Origin of the sequence: Bacillus kexueae (assembly GCF_022809095.1) — a bacterium.
In the GTDB taxonomy this organism is placed as follows: Bacteria; Bacillota; Bacilli; order Bacillales; family Aeribacillaceae; genus Bacillus_BZ; species Bacillus_BZ kexueae.
In genome coordinates this window covers 12,302-28,328 of the sequence record NZ_JALAZE010000014.1, presented here as the reverse complement: position 1 = coordinate 28,328, position 16,027 = coordinate 12,302, and the positions used below count along the sequence as shown (strand labels likewise).

Sequence of the window (16,027 nt, the reverse complement as noted above, 5' to 3'; positions counted from 1 at the left end):
GGATAATACGCTTTTTTGGAAAAAATCACTTTCATCGCGTATATTACGGAACAGAAGTAGGATACTAATGTCAACAATGGTGGTTGTTACAAAATGAAACATCAACAATCATCTCGTTATTCTAATCATCAGATGAAAGTGAGGCATCATTAGATGAAAGCAACTGGTATCGTTCGTCGTATTGATGATTTAGGCCGAGTCGTAATTCCGAAAGAAATTCGCCGTACACTTCGAATAAGAGAAGGAGATCCGCTAGAAATTTTTGTGGATCGGGACGGGGAAGTTATTTTGAAAAAATATTCCCCTATAAGTGAATTAAGTGATTTTGCACGGGAGTATGCAGATGCCCTATTCGATAGTCTAGGCCATCCTGTACTCATATGTGACCGTGACGCGTTTATTGCCGTATCTGGTATTTCGAAAAAAGAATACTTAAATAAAAATATTAGTGAAGCAATTGAACGTGTGATGGAAGACCGTAATTCATCCCTCCAATCCGAAGTAGCTGAAGTGGAATTTGTCGATGGATTAAAAGAGAGTATTCATTCCTTTACCGTCGGTCCAATTATTGCAAATGGAGACCCTATTGGTGCAGTAGTCATTTTCTCAAAAGATGACCCAATTGGCGAAGTGGAGCACAAAGCGGCGGAAACAGCTGCAGGTTTTCTAGCAAGGCAAATGGAGCAATAATTTGATAATGTTTTTTAGCAATCAGAAAGAGTGTCCGATAGGGCGCTCTTTTTGTCATTGTTACAGAAAGTTTAAGTTCAATAAAGTGTTAACGTATTCTCTTTACCGTTTTTTTGGTGTCTAGCTCCAAGCGCCATCAGCTCGGGTCGCTTCGGCCCTGCTGTGGCGACGGAAGCCTCCTCGCAGGTCCTCCAGCGCCCTTCGCCTAAGGACTTGGACTTTTCTTATTTGTTCAGACTTATAAATCGCTACACCGCCTACGTAAAAAGCGAAAAATGAAGTAATTATGCAACAAGGATAGAGGTTGTTTTTCATATGGTATAATAAGTTGAAAAATGACATCTTTAGGTATTAACTGGAAGGAGAAAGAGATGAACGATCGGCCTACGAAAGCACCGGCGATTATATTAAAGGGTGCATTCATCTTAACTATCGCTGCATTATGTTCAAAAATTTTGAGTGCAGTTTATCGTGTTCCATTTCAGAATATAGTTGGCGATGTAGGATTTTATATTTATCAGCAGGTCTATCCGATATATGGTGTTTCCATCTTGTTAGCAACTTCTGGCTTCCCGGTCATGATTTCGAAGTTGATGAATGATTCTTCAACATTCGGTCATGAAAACAGTTCACTGAAAGTGCTGAAAGTCTCCTCGCTATTTTTAACTATTTTTGGCTTTGGGAGCTTTCTTATTTTATACAGCGGTGCACCATTTATTGCGCTAGGGATGGGAGATGAAGAGCTGTCCGTTTTAATTCGCGTTATTTCACTTTCTTTTCTCATGATCCCATTCGTTTCAATTTTAAGAGGTTATTTTCAAAGTGAACATATGATGCCACCGACTGCTCTGTCCCAAGTGACAGAACAATTTATTAGGGTTTTAACTATCATTATTCTTTCATACCTTTTTGTGCAAAATGGGTATGATTTATATATAACGGGTGCTGGCGCCCTTTTTGGATCGCTTTTAGGAAGTATCGCCGCACTTTTCGTCTTAATGGTATTTATAAAAAAAGCGGAGATACCTTGGCGAGCCATAATACTCGTTCCTGTTACTAAAAAAGAACGATTCATTATTTTACGAAAGCTTTTCAAGTACAGCTTGACCATTTGCTTTGCAAGTATGCTCCTTATTTTTATGCAAATGATTGATTCGTTCCAAGTTTATCGCATCCTTGTAGAAAGTGGATGGAGTGAGCATGAGGCGAAGGTGTTAAAAGGAGTGTATGATCGAGGACAACCATTACTTCAATTGGGGGCGATTGTGGCAACATCTTTTGCCTTATCGTTTGTTCCAGCTATAGCAAAAGGTGTAGAAGACGTTCAGCAGTCAATTCAATATGCGTTTAAAGTTTGTTTATCGCTTGCGATTGCTGCAACTGCTGGGATCATAGCTATAATAGAACCGCTAAATATCATGCTCTTTTCAAATGGCAAGGGATCAAGTGTATTAGCTGTATATTGTTTATCGATTTTGTTTTGTTCAATTGCGATTACGTCAGGAGCTGTCCTACAGGGGTTAGACAAGGCAGAAATCCCAGCAATAACTGTTTTAATTGGAATAGGGGTAAAATGGATTTCAAACGTATGGTTTATTGAAAAATGGGATACGTTGGGCGCAGCATTGGCAACGGTTTGTGCTTTTCTTGTCATTGCATTGCTAAACTTATTATTTATTCGAAAAGAGCCGTTTCGTCTACTGGACCGTCAAGATGTATTGAATATGACGTTTATCGCGTTCGTTATGGTCATCATAATTAAGGTTATTCAATTATTTTTCTTCAGTGATGATTCAGACCAAATTCGCCTGCTAGCAACTGCTAACGCACTTGTTTCCGTCCTCATTGGTGCATTCATTTACGTTGGTGGGTTGGTTTTATTAAAAGTCGTAACGAAAGAAGATTGGGAGTTTCTTATAGGGAAAAAGTAATTCAAAAGGAAAGAGGGACGAGGATTGAAAATTATAGTTATTGGACTCGGTGCTGGAGATTTGGAACAACTTCCGTTTGGTATTTATCAATTATTAACGGACCATCAATTGCCTTTATTCTTACGAACGAAGCATCATCCTGTTGTAGAGCAATTAAGTACAAAATTACAGAACGCTCAATCATTTGATCATGTGTATGAAATGCATGAGCAGTTTGATGACGTCTATGAAGATATCGTTTCCCAGTTAGTGAAATTAGCAAAAGATAACGGTGAAATTGTTTATGCTGTACCTGGACATCCACTCGTGGCCGAGAAAACGGTGCAGCTTTTACTGAAAAGGCACCACAATGGAGAGGTTGAAGTAGAGATAAAAGGTGGACAGTCATTTATCGATGATATGTTAACAGCTGTTCAGATTGACCCTATTGAAGGGTTTCAATTTGTGGATGCTATTGGGATGCAGCGTGAGGAGTTATCGTATCGTCAACATATGTTCATTTGCCAAGTGTATGATCATATGGTTGCCTCAGAAGTAAAGCTGACGTTAATGGATGATCTTCCTTATGATTACCCGGTTTTTATTGTTACAGCTGCGGGTAGTAAAGATGAGGTTGTTAAAGAAGTACCATTATATGAATTGGATCGACATGTTCAAATCAATAACTTAACAAGTGTTTATGTTCCTCCGGTAAAAGAAGAGGAACTGCTGTATCACCAATTTTCCTCATTACGATCAGTGATTGCAGAGCTACGTGGACCGAATGGTTGCCCGTGGGATCGTAAACAAACGCATCATTCTTTAAAGCGATATTTAATTGAGGAATGTTACGAACTGCTAGAGGCAATCGAGAATGAAGACATTGATCATATGATTGAAGAATTAGGTGATGTCTTGTTGCAAATCATGCTTCATGCTCAAATTGGTGAAGATGACGGTCTATTTACGATTGACGAAGTAGTAAGAAGTGTAACGAGTAAAATGATTCGCCGCCACCCACATGTTTTTGGTGAGGTGAGTGTAGACGATGCTGAAGAAGTTGTTTCTAACTGGGAGGAAATCAAAAAAGTAGAGAAAGGAAATCAACAAGAGGAATCGATTCTAGATTCCATTGCATCCTCACTCCCAGCTTTAACAAAGGCGTATAAACTTCAGAAAAAAGCAGCAAAAGTGGGATTCGATTGGACTAATGTAAACGATGCTTGGAAGAAGGTTCATGAAGAAATAAGCGAATTTGAAACGGAAATAAGAGAAGGTTTACAAGATAAGCGAAAAGTTGAGAAAGAGTTTGGGGATATTCTTTTTGCATTTATTAACATTGCTCGCTTTTACGATATTGAACCAGAGACAGCTTTAAGTACGACAAACCATAAGTTCCTTACTCGTTTCCAATATATCGAAGCGAAAGCAAGAGAGACAGGAACCCCATTAACAGAAATGTCACTAGAAGAAATGGATCGACTTTGGGAAGAAGCTAAACGTTTAGAGGAGGAATAATGGATGAGATTAGATAAATTTTTAAAGGTTTCACGATTAATCAAAAGAAGAACACTGGCAAAGGAGGTGGCTGATCAAGGACGTATCACCATTAATGGAGTTGTAGCAAAAGCGAGTTCCAATGTAAAAGTAGGAGACGAACTTTCAATCCAATTCGGCCAAAAGATTTTAACTGTAAAGATTGAATCACTTCAAGAATCGGCAAAGAAAGAAGAGGCGGCATCGTTATATAAAGTGGTGAAAGAAGAAAAAGTATCCGTTGAATAGGCTTGTTCTAAACAAATCATCCCTCACATACATATTGTAAAAGAAAAACCTATACATGAAATGTGGGGGATGATTTTATCATGAACCAAAGTTATGATGGGAACCTTTCACATAAAGCACAAGAACATGATGTGATGATGAAGGGCAGGAAATTCTTAAATATTACAGGTGTAAAGCAAGTTGAGAGTTTCGATAATGAAGAGTTTTTGTTAGAAACGGTTATGGGTCCTTTAGCCATCCGTGGAGAGAATTTACAGATGAAGAACTTAGATGTGGAACAAGGAATTGTATCCATTAAAGGAAGTCGAATTTATGATTTAGTGTACTTAGATGATCACAATGGGGAGAAGGCTAAAGGATTCTTTGGCAAGTTGTTTAAATGACACTAACGACTCAAGCATATACGATGCTCGCAATGATTGGGATGGGCAGCTTCTTGGGTGCATCGTTAGATACGTATCGACATTTTCTAAATCGGCAACAATTGATGAAGTGGGTCGTTTTTGTAAACGACCTTGTTTTCTGGGTTGTCCAAGCACTTCTCGTGTTTTATGTATTATTACTTGTAAATGAAGGGGTGCTCCGGTTTTATATTTTTTTAGCCATTTTATGTGGCTTTGCTGCGTATCAAAGCTTATTTCGGACTTTTTATTTAAAGACACTTTTCTTTTGTATCCGTATCGTAACAATGATTTACCAATTTATTAAGAAAGCCATTCAACTATTTATTTTCAAGCCGATAACAATTATAGTAGGACTTATTGCTACAATTATCGTAGGTCTTTTTGCTTTTTTATGGAGAGTTCTAAAAGGGACTTCACAAGTTATTTGGAAGTTATGTAAAATTTTATTGTCACCATTGTTATGGTTAATGAAACAGCTTTGGAGAAGACTCCCTGCTCCGTTTCGAGTAAAGAGCAAAAAAATATTAAGGAAAGTGGAAGGATTTTCCGAAAGCGTCAAGAAGTTATTCAGTAGGTTGACTGAATTTGCTAGCCATCTTTTTCATAAAAAGTGAGGAGGTTAAAAGAATGGCTGCTGAGAGGAAGCAAAAAATTGCTCGTATACAATCCGATTACGTGATTCAGCATGAGAAGCAAGAACATATGAAAAAAAGAAGAAAAAAAGGGTTAATCAGAAGATTAACCGTTCTTATTATTGTCATGCTAGCCTCTGTTGCAATCATTTCAACCAAGATAATTTCTCAAGCCTCCGCGATTCAAGAGAAGATGGAAGAAAAAGAAAGACTCGAAAAAGAGTTGTCCACTTTGGAGCAAGAACAAAAAAAGATTGAGAACGAAATAAAAAAATTAAATGATGATGAATATATTGCTAAGTTAGCTAGAAGAGATTACTTTTTATCCGATGAAGGGGAAATTATTTTTAACATTCCAGATGGTACAGAGTAGTCATGTTATTGACCCCCTAATTTTATTTTTGTATAATTAAGTAAATTATTTTTAACTTATTTTTGAAAGATTTAAGGAGGAGCATTTTTTTTATGTCGATTGAAGTTGGCAGCAAGTTACAAGGTAAGGTAACAGGTATTACTAAATTTGGAGCGTTTGTGGAGCTGCCAGGAGGCTCAACAGGTTTAGTTCACATTAGTGAGGTTGCAGATAACTACGTTAAGGACATCAATGAACATTTGCAAGTAGGCGATCAAGTAGAAGTAAAGGTAATCAATGTAGAGAAAGACGGAAAGATTGGCCTTTCAATTAAAAAGGCGAAAGATCGTCGTCCAGAACGTTCAGACCGCCCGAAAAGAAATGATCAGCGTTCAAAAGAAAGCTTTGAACAAAAAATGAACCGTTTCTTAAAAGAAAGCGAGGATCGTCTCGCGTCACTTCGTCGCCACACGGAGTCTCGCCGTGGCGGAAGAGGGGCAAGAAGAGGTTAAGCTTGCTGCCATTCAAATGATAGATGTTATGTTATCACTCAGGAGAATTCTCCTGAGTGTTTTTTGTTGTTACAGAAAGTTTACGTTCAATAAAGTGTTAACGTATTCTCTTTACAGTTTTTTGGTGTCTAGCTCCAAGCGCCATCAGCTCGGGTCGCTTCGGCCCTGCTGTGGCGAAGGAAGTCTCCTCGCAGGTCCACCAGCGCCCTTCGCCTAAGGACTTGCGCTTTGCGCTTTTTCTGTGAAAATAAACATTACCTATGAGCTGAATGATCGATCATGATAGGTAGATGGTAGAAAGAAAGGAAACCCCGGGGAGAATAAATTTTCATGTCCGGGGTGTGAGTGTAAAATCATGTATGTTTCTTATACGTATGTGAAATTATTGATAAAAAAATTTAAATTGTCTATTGACGAAAGGGTATTAGGTAGGTATTATAGAAAATGTGCTTATTGAGATGGCGGTGTAGCTCAGCTGGCTAGAGCGTACGGTTCATACCCGTGAGGTCGGGGGTTCGATTCCCTCCGCCGCTACCAAAAAAGAAAATATGGCCCGTTGGTCAAGTGGTTAAGACACCGCCCTTTCACGGCGGTAACACGGGTTCGAATCCCGTACGGGTCATCAAAAACGACTTCTTATCACGAGAAGTCGTTTTTTTTTGTGTATTTTTATCCTGTTTTTACATCATAGAAATACTCGTGATAGACAAGCGGCCCATGAACGGGAGATTCTCGCGCACTGAGAAGCGTCCGTTTTTTGAAGTAATTGAATAACCAAAAGAAACGATAATTTAGAAAGTTTTTTTCTTAAGGTTGTTGTTTTTAGTAGGAATAAAATAAATGTTCACGGTATTTTTCACTCTATGTAGTGTGCGTCGAAGTCCTCCTAGTGAGTCGAATTTGGTTTTAGCGAGTGCTGCAAAATGAAACGTGTAAACGTAAGTAGATTCGTTAGTGTGTAGGATCTTCATAGAGGATCTAATTTCACCCCTACAAGTCTACTGCTACATTCTATTGAACGTCTATTGAGACCTATTTTATCTCCTAATTTTTCGTTCATTCCTCTTTAAATGCCATTTTTTGCCTAGAAGGTTGTCTTATTCCCAAATATTGTGTCGCATATAACATAAATAGTCGAACAATTCTTTCGATTCAACCCCTTGTTTTGACAAATTCTAACTTTCTATTCTGTTATGCTACAGGTAATTATTCTTTTGAGGGAGTGTATAATAATGGAAAAAGTTGAGAGAAGGTTAGCGGAGCCGGTGTCGGGAGTTCATTTTCAGAGGGCTAATGCTTTTTTGGCTAGGTTGTGGAAGACGGCTAGTCTAAAATTTTATTCCATTATGTTTTATCGTGGGTTTATTTATGTGATTATTGGCTTTCTTCTTGGACGAGCGTTCATTTTATCAGAGATAGTTCCATTTGCCCTCCCGTTTTTTGGTGCGATTTTGTTGATGAAGAAGGACAAAGCTCTTTTGGCTGCTTTTTCGTTGATTGCAGGCTCACTAACTATATCACCGCAACTATCGGTTATCGTTGGAGTTTCTATATTTATATTCATTTTGTTCAACAAAATGACCACGATCTTTTATAAAGATCGATTAAAGGCACTCCCCTTTACGGTATTTAGCTCGTTGCTACTAACTAGACTTCTTTATTCTTACTTCATGTACCAGTCTTTAACGATGTATGACTATATGATGGCTGGTGTCGAATCAGGACTATCCTTTATTTTGACTCTTATATTTCTCCAAAGTATTCCACTCATTTCAGCAAGATCATTTAAACAAACGTATAAAATTGAAGAGATTATTTGTCTGATGATTTTGCTCGCATCTGTTATGACAGGTTTAATAGGGATTCAATATGAAAACCTTCAAGCTGAGCATATCTTGTCTCGATACATTGTACTTCTTTTTGCTTTTACTGGCGGGGCTAGTCTTGGATGTACGGTAGGTGTTGTCACAGGGTTAGTTTTAAGCCTAGCTAACATTGGGAACTTGTATCAGATGAGTTTACTTGCTTTCTCAGGCTTACTAGGAGGTTTATTACGAGAAGGAAACAAAATTGGCGCGGCCGTTGGTTTGTTAATAGGATCCATGCTATTAACGTTGTACGGGGAAGGGTCCGCAGATATTTGGGCGAACATGATCGAGTCTTTAATTGCTGTTGGATTATTTTTGTTGACACCGAGGTCTTTTACGAATCGGTTAGCTAAGCATATTCCAGGTACGAATGAATATGCCATGGAACAACAGCAGTACGTACGAAAAATACGCGATGTGACAGCTCATCGAGTCGATCAGTTCTCAAATGTCTTTCAAGCTCTATCCGAAAGTTTCTCAACATTTTATGCAGAAGAAAAACAAGATGAAGATCGAGAGGTAGATTTATTTTTAAGTAATATTACGGAAAGTACTTGTCAGACATGCTTTAAGAAAGATAAGTGCTGGGCCCAAAACTTTGATTATACGTATGGTTTAATGAAACAAATAATGAACGAACATAAGGAAAATACGTATCATTTAAACCGTAAATTAAAAAGAGAATTTAGTAAATATTGTTCAAAGGCACAAAAAGTAGAGGAAACGATGGAACAAGAAATGAATTATTTCTTGGCGAATCAAAAGCTTAAGAAACAGATTCAAGAAACTCGTCGTTTAGTAGCGGAGCAACTATTAGGTGTTTCACAAGTAATGAGTGATTTCTCAAAAGAAATGAAAAAGGAGAGAGAGCACCACTTTCTACAGGAAGATCAAATTATTGAGGCGCTTCAAAGTTTTGGAGTGGAAATTGGGCATATTGACATTTTCAATCTTGAACAAGGAAATGTTGATATTGAAATGAGCATTCCATATTGCAATGGTCATGGAGAATGTGAAAAAATCATTGCTCCGATGCTTTCGGATATCCTGGAAGAACAGGTTGTTGTCAAGCATGAGGAGTGTGCCTCGTATCCAAATGGGTACTGCCATGTCTCTTTTGGGTCAGCTAAAACATTCCGTGTGGAAACCGGTGTAGCACATGCGGCAAAAGGGGGAGGTTTAGTTTCTGGCGATAGTTACACGATGATAGAGCTAGGGGTTGGGAAATATGCGCTTGCCATTAGCGACGGAATGGGAAATGGTGAGCGAGCCCACTTTGAAAGCAATGAAACGATCAAATTACTACAAAAAATTCTTCAATCCGGTATTGATGAACAAGTAGCTATTAAAACGGTCAACTCTATTTTATCGTTGCGAACGACCGATGAAATGTATTCAACATTAGATTTAGCGATTATTGATTTGCAAGATGCCAGTTGCAAATTTATGAAAGTTGGGTCAACGCCTAGTTTTATCAAGCGTGGTGAAAAAGTGTTGAAGGTGCAAGCAAGTAATTTACCGATTGGGATTGTAGATGAGATCGAAGTGGATGTCGTCGATGAACAATTAAAAGCGAAGGATATTTTAATCATGATGAGTGACGGCATATTTGAAGGGCCTAAACATGTCGAAAATCATGACTTATGGATGAAGCGTAAAATTAAAGAGCTTGAAACTAATGACCCGCAGGAGATTGCCGACATCATCATGGAAGAAGTGATTCGGACACGGTCTGGTCGTATTGACGATGATATGACGGTCGTAGTTGCACAAATCGATCATAATACCCCAAAATGGGCATCGATTCCCGTTATTAAATATCCGAAAAAAACAGGCTAATATGTTCAAACTAGATTCGTATATTTCCCCTCCGATGTGGCGAGGATGGTAATACGCACACTAATGAGGAGGGGTTGAAATGAAAAAAGGAACGTTAAAGCAAATTTTGTTGTTAACCGATGGTTGTTCGAATAAAGGGGAAGATCCAATTGCGATGGCCGCATTAGCCAAAGAGCAAGGAATTACGGTGAATGTTATTGGGATAGTTGATGAAAAGGTTATTGATCAAGAAGCAATGTCCGAAATCGAAGGAATTGCTGTGTCTGGAGGTGGAGTGAGTCAAATCGTCTATTCCCATCAATTGTCTCAAACAGTACAAATGGTTACGCGACAAGCGATGACTCAAACGTTACAAGGGGTTGTAAATCAGGAGTTACGACAAATTCTCGGGAAAGCTTCCATTGAAGAACTACCACCTGAGGAGCGTGGTGAAGTGATGGAAGTTGTTGATGAATTAGGTGAAACGGTTAATCTTGAAATTTTGATTCTTGTTGATATGAGCGCGAGTATGGGACCTAAATTACCAACTGTAAAAGAAGCGTTATTAGATTTAGCGATTAGTTTAAATTCAAGAATTGGACAAAATCAATTTTCCTTGCATGTATTTCCGGGGAAAAAGAAAGATGTTGAACGCATACTTGATTGGACACCAAAATTAGAGTCCATTTCATCGATATTCCCTAAGTTAACAACGGGCGGAATTACCCCTACTGGACCAGCGATTAGAGAGGCTTCACAAAGCTTCAAGAAAAAACGTTCATTACGGGAGTATTTACTTGATGAGAAGCATGCCGATGAACAGCAATTGTAACCTATCTGCTGGAACAATCATAAAGGGGAAGTGGCACCGCCATTCATATGAAATTGAGCGTTTATTGGGGAAAGGGGCTGTAGGGGAAGTCTATTTAGCTCGGAATTCGAACGGATACGTAGCACTAAAGATCAGTGAGAACAGCGCTGGAATTACGTCAGAAGTAAATGTGTTAAAAAAGTTAGCCGAGGCCCAAGGTTCTGATCTTGGGCCTTCTTTAATCGATGTTGATGATTATGAACATCCTTTGTTAAAGAAAACGATTCCGTTTTATGTAATGGAATATATAAAAGGAGAACATTTCATTTCATTCGTACAAAAAAGAGGAGTAGAGTGGATTGACATTTTAATTTTGCAGCTCCTTAATGATTTAGAGAACTTGCATCGTAATGGTTGGGTGTTTGGAGATTTAAAACCAGATAATTTAATCGTATCGTATCCACCTGCTAAAGTTCGTTGCATCGATGTGGGGGGGACAACGCGTATAGGGAGGTCGATAAAGGAATTCACGGAGTTTTTTGATCGAGGCTATTGGGAGTGTGGAACGAGAAGAGCAGAGCCAAGCTACGATTTATTTGCTGTTTCAATGATAATGATTAATGCAGTATACCCGAAGCGTTTTTCAAAGGACGGTAAAGGAAAAGAAAAGATTGTTTCGATGATTGACAGTCATCCTTATTTACGGAAGCGGAAGTCTATTTTATATAAGGCAATCAGTAACTCTTATTCATCAGCTTTAATTATGAGGCGAGAAATAATTGACGTGATAGCCGATGAAAAGGAACAGCGTGCAAAAGGAAAGGTGCAGGTAAATCGCAAGCAGTATAAAAAACAGCGGAAAAAGAAAAGCAGCGGCTTTTTTGAAACTGTATTTATTCTCGTATTCATCGCATTCTTATATTCACTATACGTTTTCACGCATTTATTGTAAGAGTTATGATAAATTGATGACAAGGCGTCTCTCTTTTTGCAGAAGTTCGGGAAAGAGTGATACGATAAAACAGTAAGACTCAAAAAGTGATGTGAAGTATGATGTATGAGAGAATTAAAAAACGGATAGAAAAGATGTCACTTATCCCCCCTAAATCAACTGTAGTGGTTGGTGTATCAGGGGGGCCGGATTCCCTCGCTTTGTTACATATTTTATACAGATTGAGAGAAACACTTTCGATTAACATCGTTGCTGCTCATGTTGACCACATGTTTAGAGGACGTCAATCAGAGGAAGAAATGGAATATGTACAACATTTTTGTTCCTCGCTTTCCATACCATGTGTGGCAAAACAAATAGATGTACAACGATTTGCCACTGAACAGAAGCTAAACAAGCAAGAAGCGGCTAGAGAATGTCGGTATCATTTTTTTCAAGAAGTGATGGTAGAGTACCGTGCAAATTTGTTGGCATTAGGTCATCACGGTGATGATCAAATTGAAACAGTCCTCATGCGACTTGTAAGAGGGACGGTAGGCAAAGGATTAGCAGGTATCCCGGAGAAGAGGCGATTTTCTACCGGATATATTGTCCGTCCGCTTCTTCAGGTGACGAAACAGGATATACTGAACTACTGTCTTGAGAATGGATTGGACCCTAAAATGGATCCTAGTAATGAATCGGACACGTATACAAGGAATCGGTTCCGGAAGTATGTATTGCCACATTTAAAGAACGAAAATCCTCAAGTTCATCAACATTTTCAATATTTTAGTGAAATTCTTGAAGAAGATGAGCATTTTTTAGAGGAATTAACGAAGCAAAAAATGAATAAAGTATTGGAAAGGCAAACAAGCAATGAGGTAGTGATTAACATTGGTGAGTTTCTTGAACTTGCTCCACCTTTACAAAGGAGGGGGATTCATCTAATATTAAACTATCTTTTCGCTGGCCAGCGTTCTCCCGCCTTTTCTTCGATTCATATCGAGCATCTAAAAGGATTGATGCATCAATCTCATCCTTCAAGTATGATGGACCTCCCGCTAGGTTTAAAAGCGTTCCGTTCGTATGATCGTTTAATTTTAACATTTGATCAGTTTAAACCTCAGCCCTTCGAGTTCCATTTATCAATTCCAGGGGAAATAATGTTGCCAAATGGTAAAAAAATTATTTGTGAAACCTTTGAAGGTGTTCCTTCGTATAGTACTGAAGAGGTTTTTTATTTACCAAGACACTTGCTAAAGGAGCCTTTACGAGTACGTACAAGACGAACAGGTGACAAAATCAAAGTTAAAGGCATGAACGGTACAAAAAAAGTAAAAGATATTTATATTGATAAGAAGATACCGAAGCAAGAACGAGAAATCTGGCCGATTATTGAAGATGGTAATGGCAATATTATTTGGATTCCATTATTAAAAAAGTCTAATTTTGAGGTATTTGACATTACCAATCAATCTTACATTGTATTACAATATAAAGAGCAATGATCTTCTAGGAGGAACAAAAGAATGTTAAACGATATTGAAAAAGTTTTGATTTCTGAAGAAGAAATTCAAACAAAAGCAAAAGAGTTAGGTGCCGCACTAACAGAGGAGTACAAAGATAAATTTCCTCTTGCGGTAGGTGTTTTAAAAGGAGCAATGCCTTTTATGGGAGATCTTTTAAAACACATGAATACATACTTGGAAATGGACTTTATGGATGTATCTAGCTATGGCAATCAAACAGTTTCAACAGGCGAGGTAAAGATTATTAAAGATTTAGATACATCTGTAGAAGGACGAGATATCTTAATTATTGAAGATATTATCGATAGTGGTCTTACATTAAGTTATTTAGTCGAGCTTTTCCGTTATCGAAAAGCAAAGTCCATTAAAATTGTCACATTATTAGACAAGCCAAGTGGACGTAAAGCGGATATTGAAGCAGATTTCGTTGGCTTTGAAGTTCCAGATGCGTTCGTCGTAGGTTACGGCCTTGATTACGCAGAAAAGTATCGTAATCTTCCGTTCATCGGTGTGCTAAAACCAGAAGTATATCAAAAAAGTGAGTAATCGCTTTATCACAAGAGGTAATTGGTTGTATTGGCATGATTTTCTATGATACTATTGACTATAATTGACTATGTTTGTGTGACTGTGGGAGGAGGTAAGGAATGAATCGGATCTTCCGTAATACAATATTTTATTTATTGATCTTTTTAGTTGTAATAGGAGTCGTAAGCTTCTTTCAAGGTGGAGCTCAGAAGCCTGAACAAATGACCTTTAGCACCTTCGTTTCTAAATTAGAGAGCGGAGATGTTGAAAATATAACGCTACAACCTGTAAGAGGGGTTTGGGAAGTTAGAGGTCAGCTAGAAGGGTATGAAGAAGACCAGTACTTTTTAACGTATATATCTGGTGAAGATGCCCTTGCACAAATTAACGATTCTTTTTCTAAAACAGATGTAACGTATGTGCAAGCTGAGGATACGAATGGATGGGTAGCTTTCTTAACGTCTATCATCCCATTCATCATCATCTTTATCCTTTTCTTCTTCTTATTAAATCAAGCGCAAGGCGGCGGAAGTCGTGTGATGAACTTCGGTAAGAGTAAAGCAAAGCTCTATAGCGAAGAGAAGAAGAAAGTGAAATTTAAAGATGTTGCAGGCGCAGATGAAGAAAAAGCTGAGCTTGTAGAGGTCGTAGAGTTCTTAAAGGACCCTCGTAAATTCTCTGAGCTTGGAGCTCGTATTCCAAAAGGAGTTTTGTTAGTTGGTCCTCCAGGTACCGGTAAAACGTTATTAGCTCGAGCTGTAGCAGGAGAAGCTGGGGTACCGTTTTTCTCTATTAGTGGTTCTGACTTCGTTGAAATGTTTGTCGGTGTCGGTGCATCCCGTGTTCGAGACTTATTTGAGAATGCGAAGAAGAATGCTCCATGTATCATTTTCATTGACGAAATCGATGCTGTCGGTCGTCAACGTGGAGCTGGTTTAGGCGGAGGACACGATGAGCGTGAACAAACGTTGAACCAGTTACTTGTTGAAATGGATGGATTTAGTGCTAATGAAGGGATTATTATCATTGCAGCTACGAACCGTCCGGACATTTTAGACCCTGCATTATTGCGTCCAGGTCGATTTGATCGCCAGATTACAGTTGACCGACCTGATGTAAACGGACGTGAAGCAGTTCTTAAAGTACATGCTCGAAATAAACCATTAGATGAGTCAGTAAATTTAAAGAGTATTGCTATGCGAACGCCTGGTTTCTCAGGTGCTGATCTTGAAAACTTATTAAACGAAGCTGCGCTAGTTGCGGCTCGTCAAAATAAGAAGTTAATTGACATGGAAGATATTGATGAGGCTACAGATCGTGTCATTGCAGGTCCGGCGAAGAAAAGCCGTGTTGTATCTGAAAAAGAGCGAAACATTGTTGCCTATCATGAAGCGGGACATACCATTATTGGACTTGTGCTGGATGAAGCTGAAATGGTACATAAAGTAACCATTGTTCCTCGTGGTCAAGCGGGGGGTTATGCCGTAATGCTACCGAAAGAAGACCGTTACTTTATGACAAAACCAGAGTTGCTAGATAAGATTACAGGTCTTTTAGGTGGGCGAGTTGCAGAAGAAATTGTATTTGGTGAAGTGAGTACAGGTGCTCACAATGACTTCCAGCGTGCAACAGGGATTGCGCGTCGTATGGTTACTGAGTTTGGAATGTCTGATAAACTGGGACCACTTCAATTTGGAAGCTCGCAAGGTCAAGTCTTCCTAGGTCGCGACATTCAAAGTGAGCAAAACTACAGTGATGCCATTGCATACGAAATTGACTTAGAAATCCAACGCATTATTAAAGATTGTTACGAGCGTGCGAAGACGCTATTAACTGAAAATCGTCAAAAGCTAGAGCTAGTAGCGAAGACGTTATTAGAAGTTGAAACGCTAGATGCAGAACAAATTAAGCATTTAGTTGAAAAGGGAAAACTGCCAGAGCGCTCGGCAGAAGTAACCATCTCAGCTCGTGACGAAGAAAAATCGAATGAAGACGTACGTGTAAACATTCAACCGAAAAAAGAAGATTCTTCTCAAGAAGAGGAGAATAAAGAATCCTAATTTGAATGATTGGAGGCCGCCGATTAGATTTTCTAATTGGCGGCTTTTTCATCGTTACAGAAAGTTTACGTTCAATAAAGTGTTAACGTATTCTCTTTACCGTTTTTTTGGTGTCTAGCTCCAAGCGCCATCAGCACAGGTCCTCCAGCGCCCTTCGCCTAAGGACTTGCGCTTTGCGCTTTTCTCATCATCTT

At 38.7% G+C, this 16,027-nt stretch carries 14 protein-coding genes and 2 tRNA genes; all 16 read left to right on the top strand.

The window, feature by feature from the left end:
• Positions 1-153 precede the first annotated feature (153 nt).
• Entirely contained in the window at positions 154-690 is a 537-nt protein-coding gene (gene spoVT, locus ML543_RS16210; RefSeq protein ID WP_243388452.1) for a stage V sporulation protein T, read from the top strand.
• A 371-nt stretch (positions 691-1,061) separates the two neighbouring features.
• Positions 1,062-2,621: a putative polysaccharide biosynthesis protein gene (locus ML543_RS16205; protein WP_243388451.1), complete on the top strand. Its 1,560-nt coding sequence runs from the start codon at positions 1,062-1,064 to the stop codon at positions 2,619-2,621.
• Between the two features lie 24 nt (positions 2,622-2,645).
• A complete protein-coding gene (gene yabN / locus ML543_RS16200; RefSeq protein WP_243388450.1) occupies positions 2,646-4,118 on the top strand; it encodes a bifunctional methyltransferase/pyrophosphohydrolase YabN in 1,473 nt (490 codons plus the stop codon).
• A gap of 3 nt (positions 4,119-4,121) precedes the next feature.
• On the top strand, positions 4,122-4,385 hold the full coding sequence (locus ML543_RS16195; RefSeq protein WP_243388449.1) for an RNA-binding S4 domain-containing protein: 264 nt from the start codon (positions 4,122-4,124) through the stop codon (positions 4,383-4,385).
• Between the two features lie 80 nt (positions 4,386-4,465).
• Positions 4,466-4,768, top strand: coding sequence for a sporulation protein YabP (yabP, locus tag ML543_RS16190; RefSeq protein ID WP_243388448.1), 303 nt, complete (start codon positions 4,466-4,468; stop codon positions 4,766-4,768).
• Positions 4,765-5,403: a spore cortex biosynthesis protein YabQ gene (gene yabQ / locus ML543_RS16185; RefSeq protein ID WP_243388447.1), complete on the top strand. Its 639-nt coding sequence runs from the start codon at positions 4,765-4,767 to the stop codon at positions 5,401-5,403. The genes yabP and yabQ overlap by 4 nt, the downstream gene beginning before the upstream one ends.
• A gap of 13 nt (positions 5,404-5,416) precedes the next feature.
• Positions 5,417-5,794: an FtsB family cell division protein gene (locus ML543_RS16180; RefSeq protein WP_243388446.1), complete on the top strand. Its 378-nt coding sequence runs from the start codon at positions 5,417-5,419 to the stop codon at positions 5,792-5,794.
• A 92-nt stretch (positions 5,795-5,886) separates the two neighbouring features.
• Entirely contained in the window at positions 5,887-6,285 is a 399-nt protein-coding gene (locus tag ML543_RS16175) for a S1 domain-containing RNA-binding protein (RefSeq protein ID WP_243388445.1), read from the top strand.
• 460 nt (positions 6,286-6,745) lie between these two features.
• Positions 6,746-6,822 (top strand) — tRNA-Met (locus tag ML543_RS16170).
• A 13-nt stretch (positions 6,823-6,835) separates the two neighbouring features.
• Positions 6,836-6,907 (top strand) — tRNA-Glu (locus ML543_RS16165).
• A gap of 571 nt (positions 6,908-7,478) precedes the next feature.
• Complete coding sequence (spoIIE, locus tag ML543_RS16160) at positions 7,479-9,992, top strand: stage II sporulation protein E (protein WP_419095395.1); 2,514 nt, start codon at positions 7,479-7,481, stop codon at positions 9,990-9,992.
• A 79-nt stretch (positions 9,993-10,071) separates the two neighbouring features.
• Positions 10,072-10,803, top strand: a complete 732-nt coding sequence (locus tag ML543_RS16155) for a vWA domain-containing protein (protein WP_243388443.1) — start codon at positions 10,072-10,074, stop codon at positions 10,801-10,803.
• Positions 10,772-11,734 carry a protein kinase domain-containing protein gene (locus tag ML543_RS16150; protein WP_243388442.1) on the top strand — a complete coding sequence of 321 codons (963 nt, stop codon included), beginning with the start codon at positions 10,772-10,774 and terminating at the stop codon, positions 11,732-11,734. Before ML543_RS16155 ends, ML543_RS16150 begins: the two co-directional genes overlap by 32 nt.
• A gap of 101 nt (positions 11,735-11,835) precedes the next feature.
• Positions 11,836-13,224 carry a tRNA lysidine(34) synthetase TilS gene (tilS, locus tag ML543_RS16145; RefSeq protein WP_243388485.1) on the top strand — a complete coding sequence of 463 codons (1,389 nt, stop codon included), beginning with the start codon at positions 11,836-11,838 and terminating at the stop codon, positions 13,222-13,224.
• 21 nt (positions 13,225-13,245) lie between these two features.
• Complete coding sequence (gene hpt, locus ML543_RS16140; RefSeq protein ID WP_243388441.1) at positions 13,246-13,791, top strand: hypoxanthine phosphoribosyltransferase; 546 nt, start codon at positions 13,246-13,248, stop codon at positions 13,789-13,791.
• Between the two features lie 101 nt (positions 13,792-13,892).
• A complete protein-coding gene (ftsH, locus tag ML543_RS16135) occupies positions 13,893-15,833 on the top strand; it encodes an ATP-dependent zinc metalloprotease FtsH (protein WP_243388440.1) in 1,941 nt (646 codons plus the stop codon).
• The last annotated feature ends 194 nt before the right edge of the window (positions 15,834-16,027 follow it).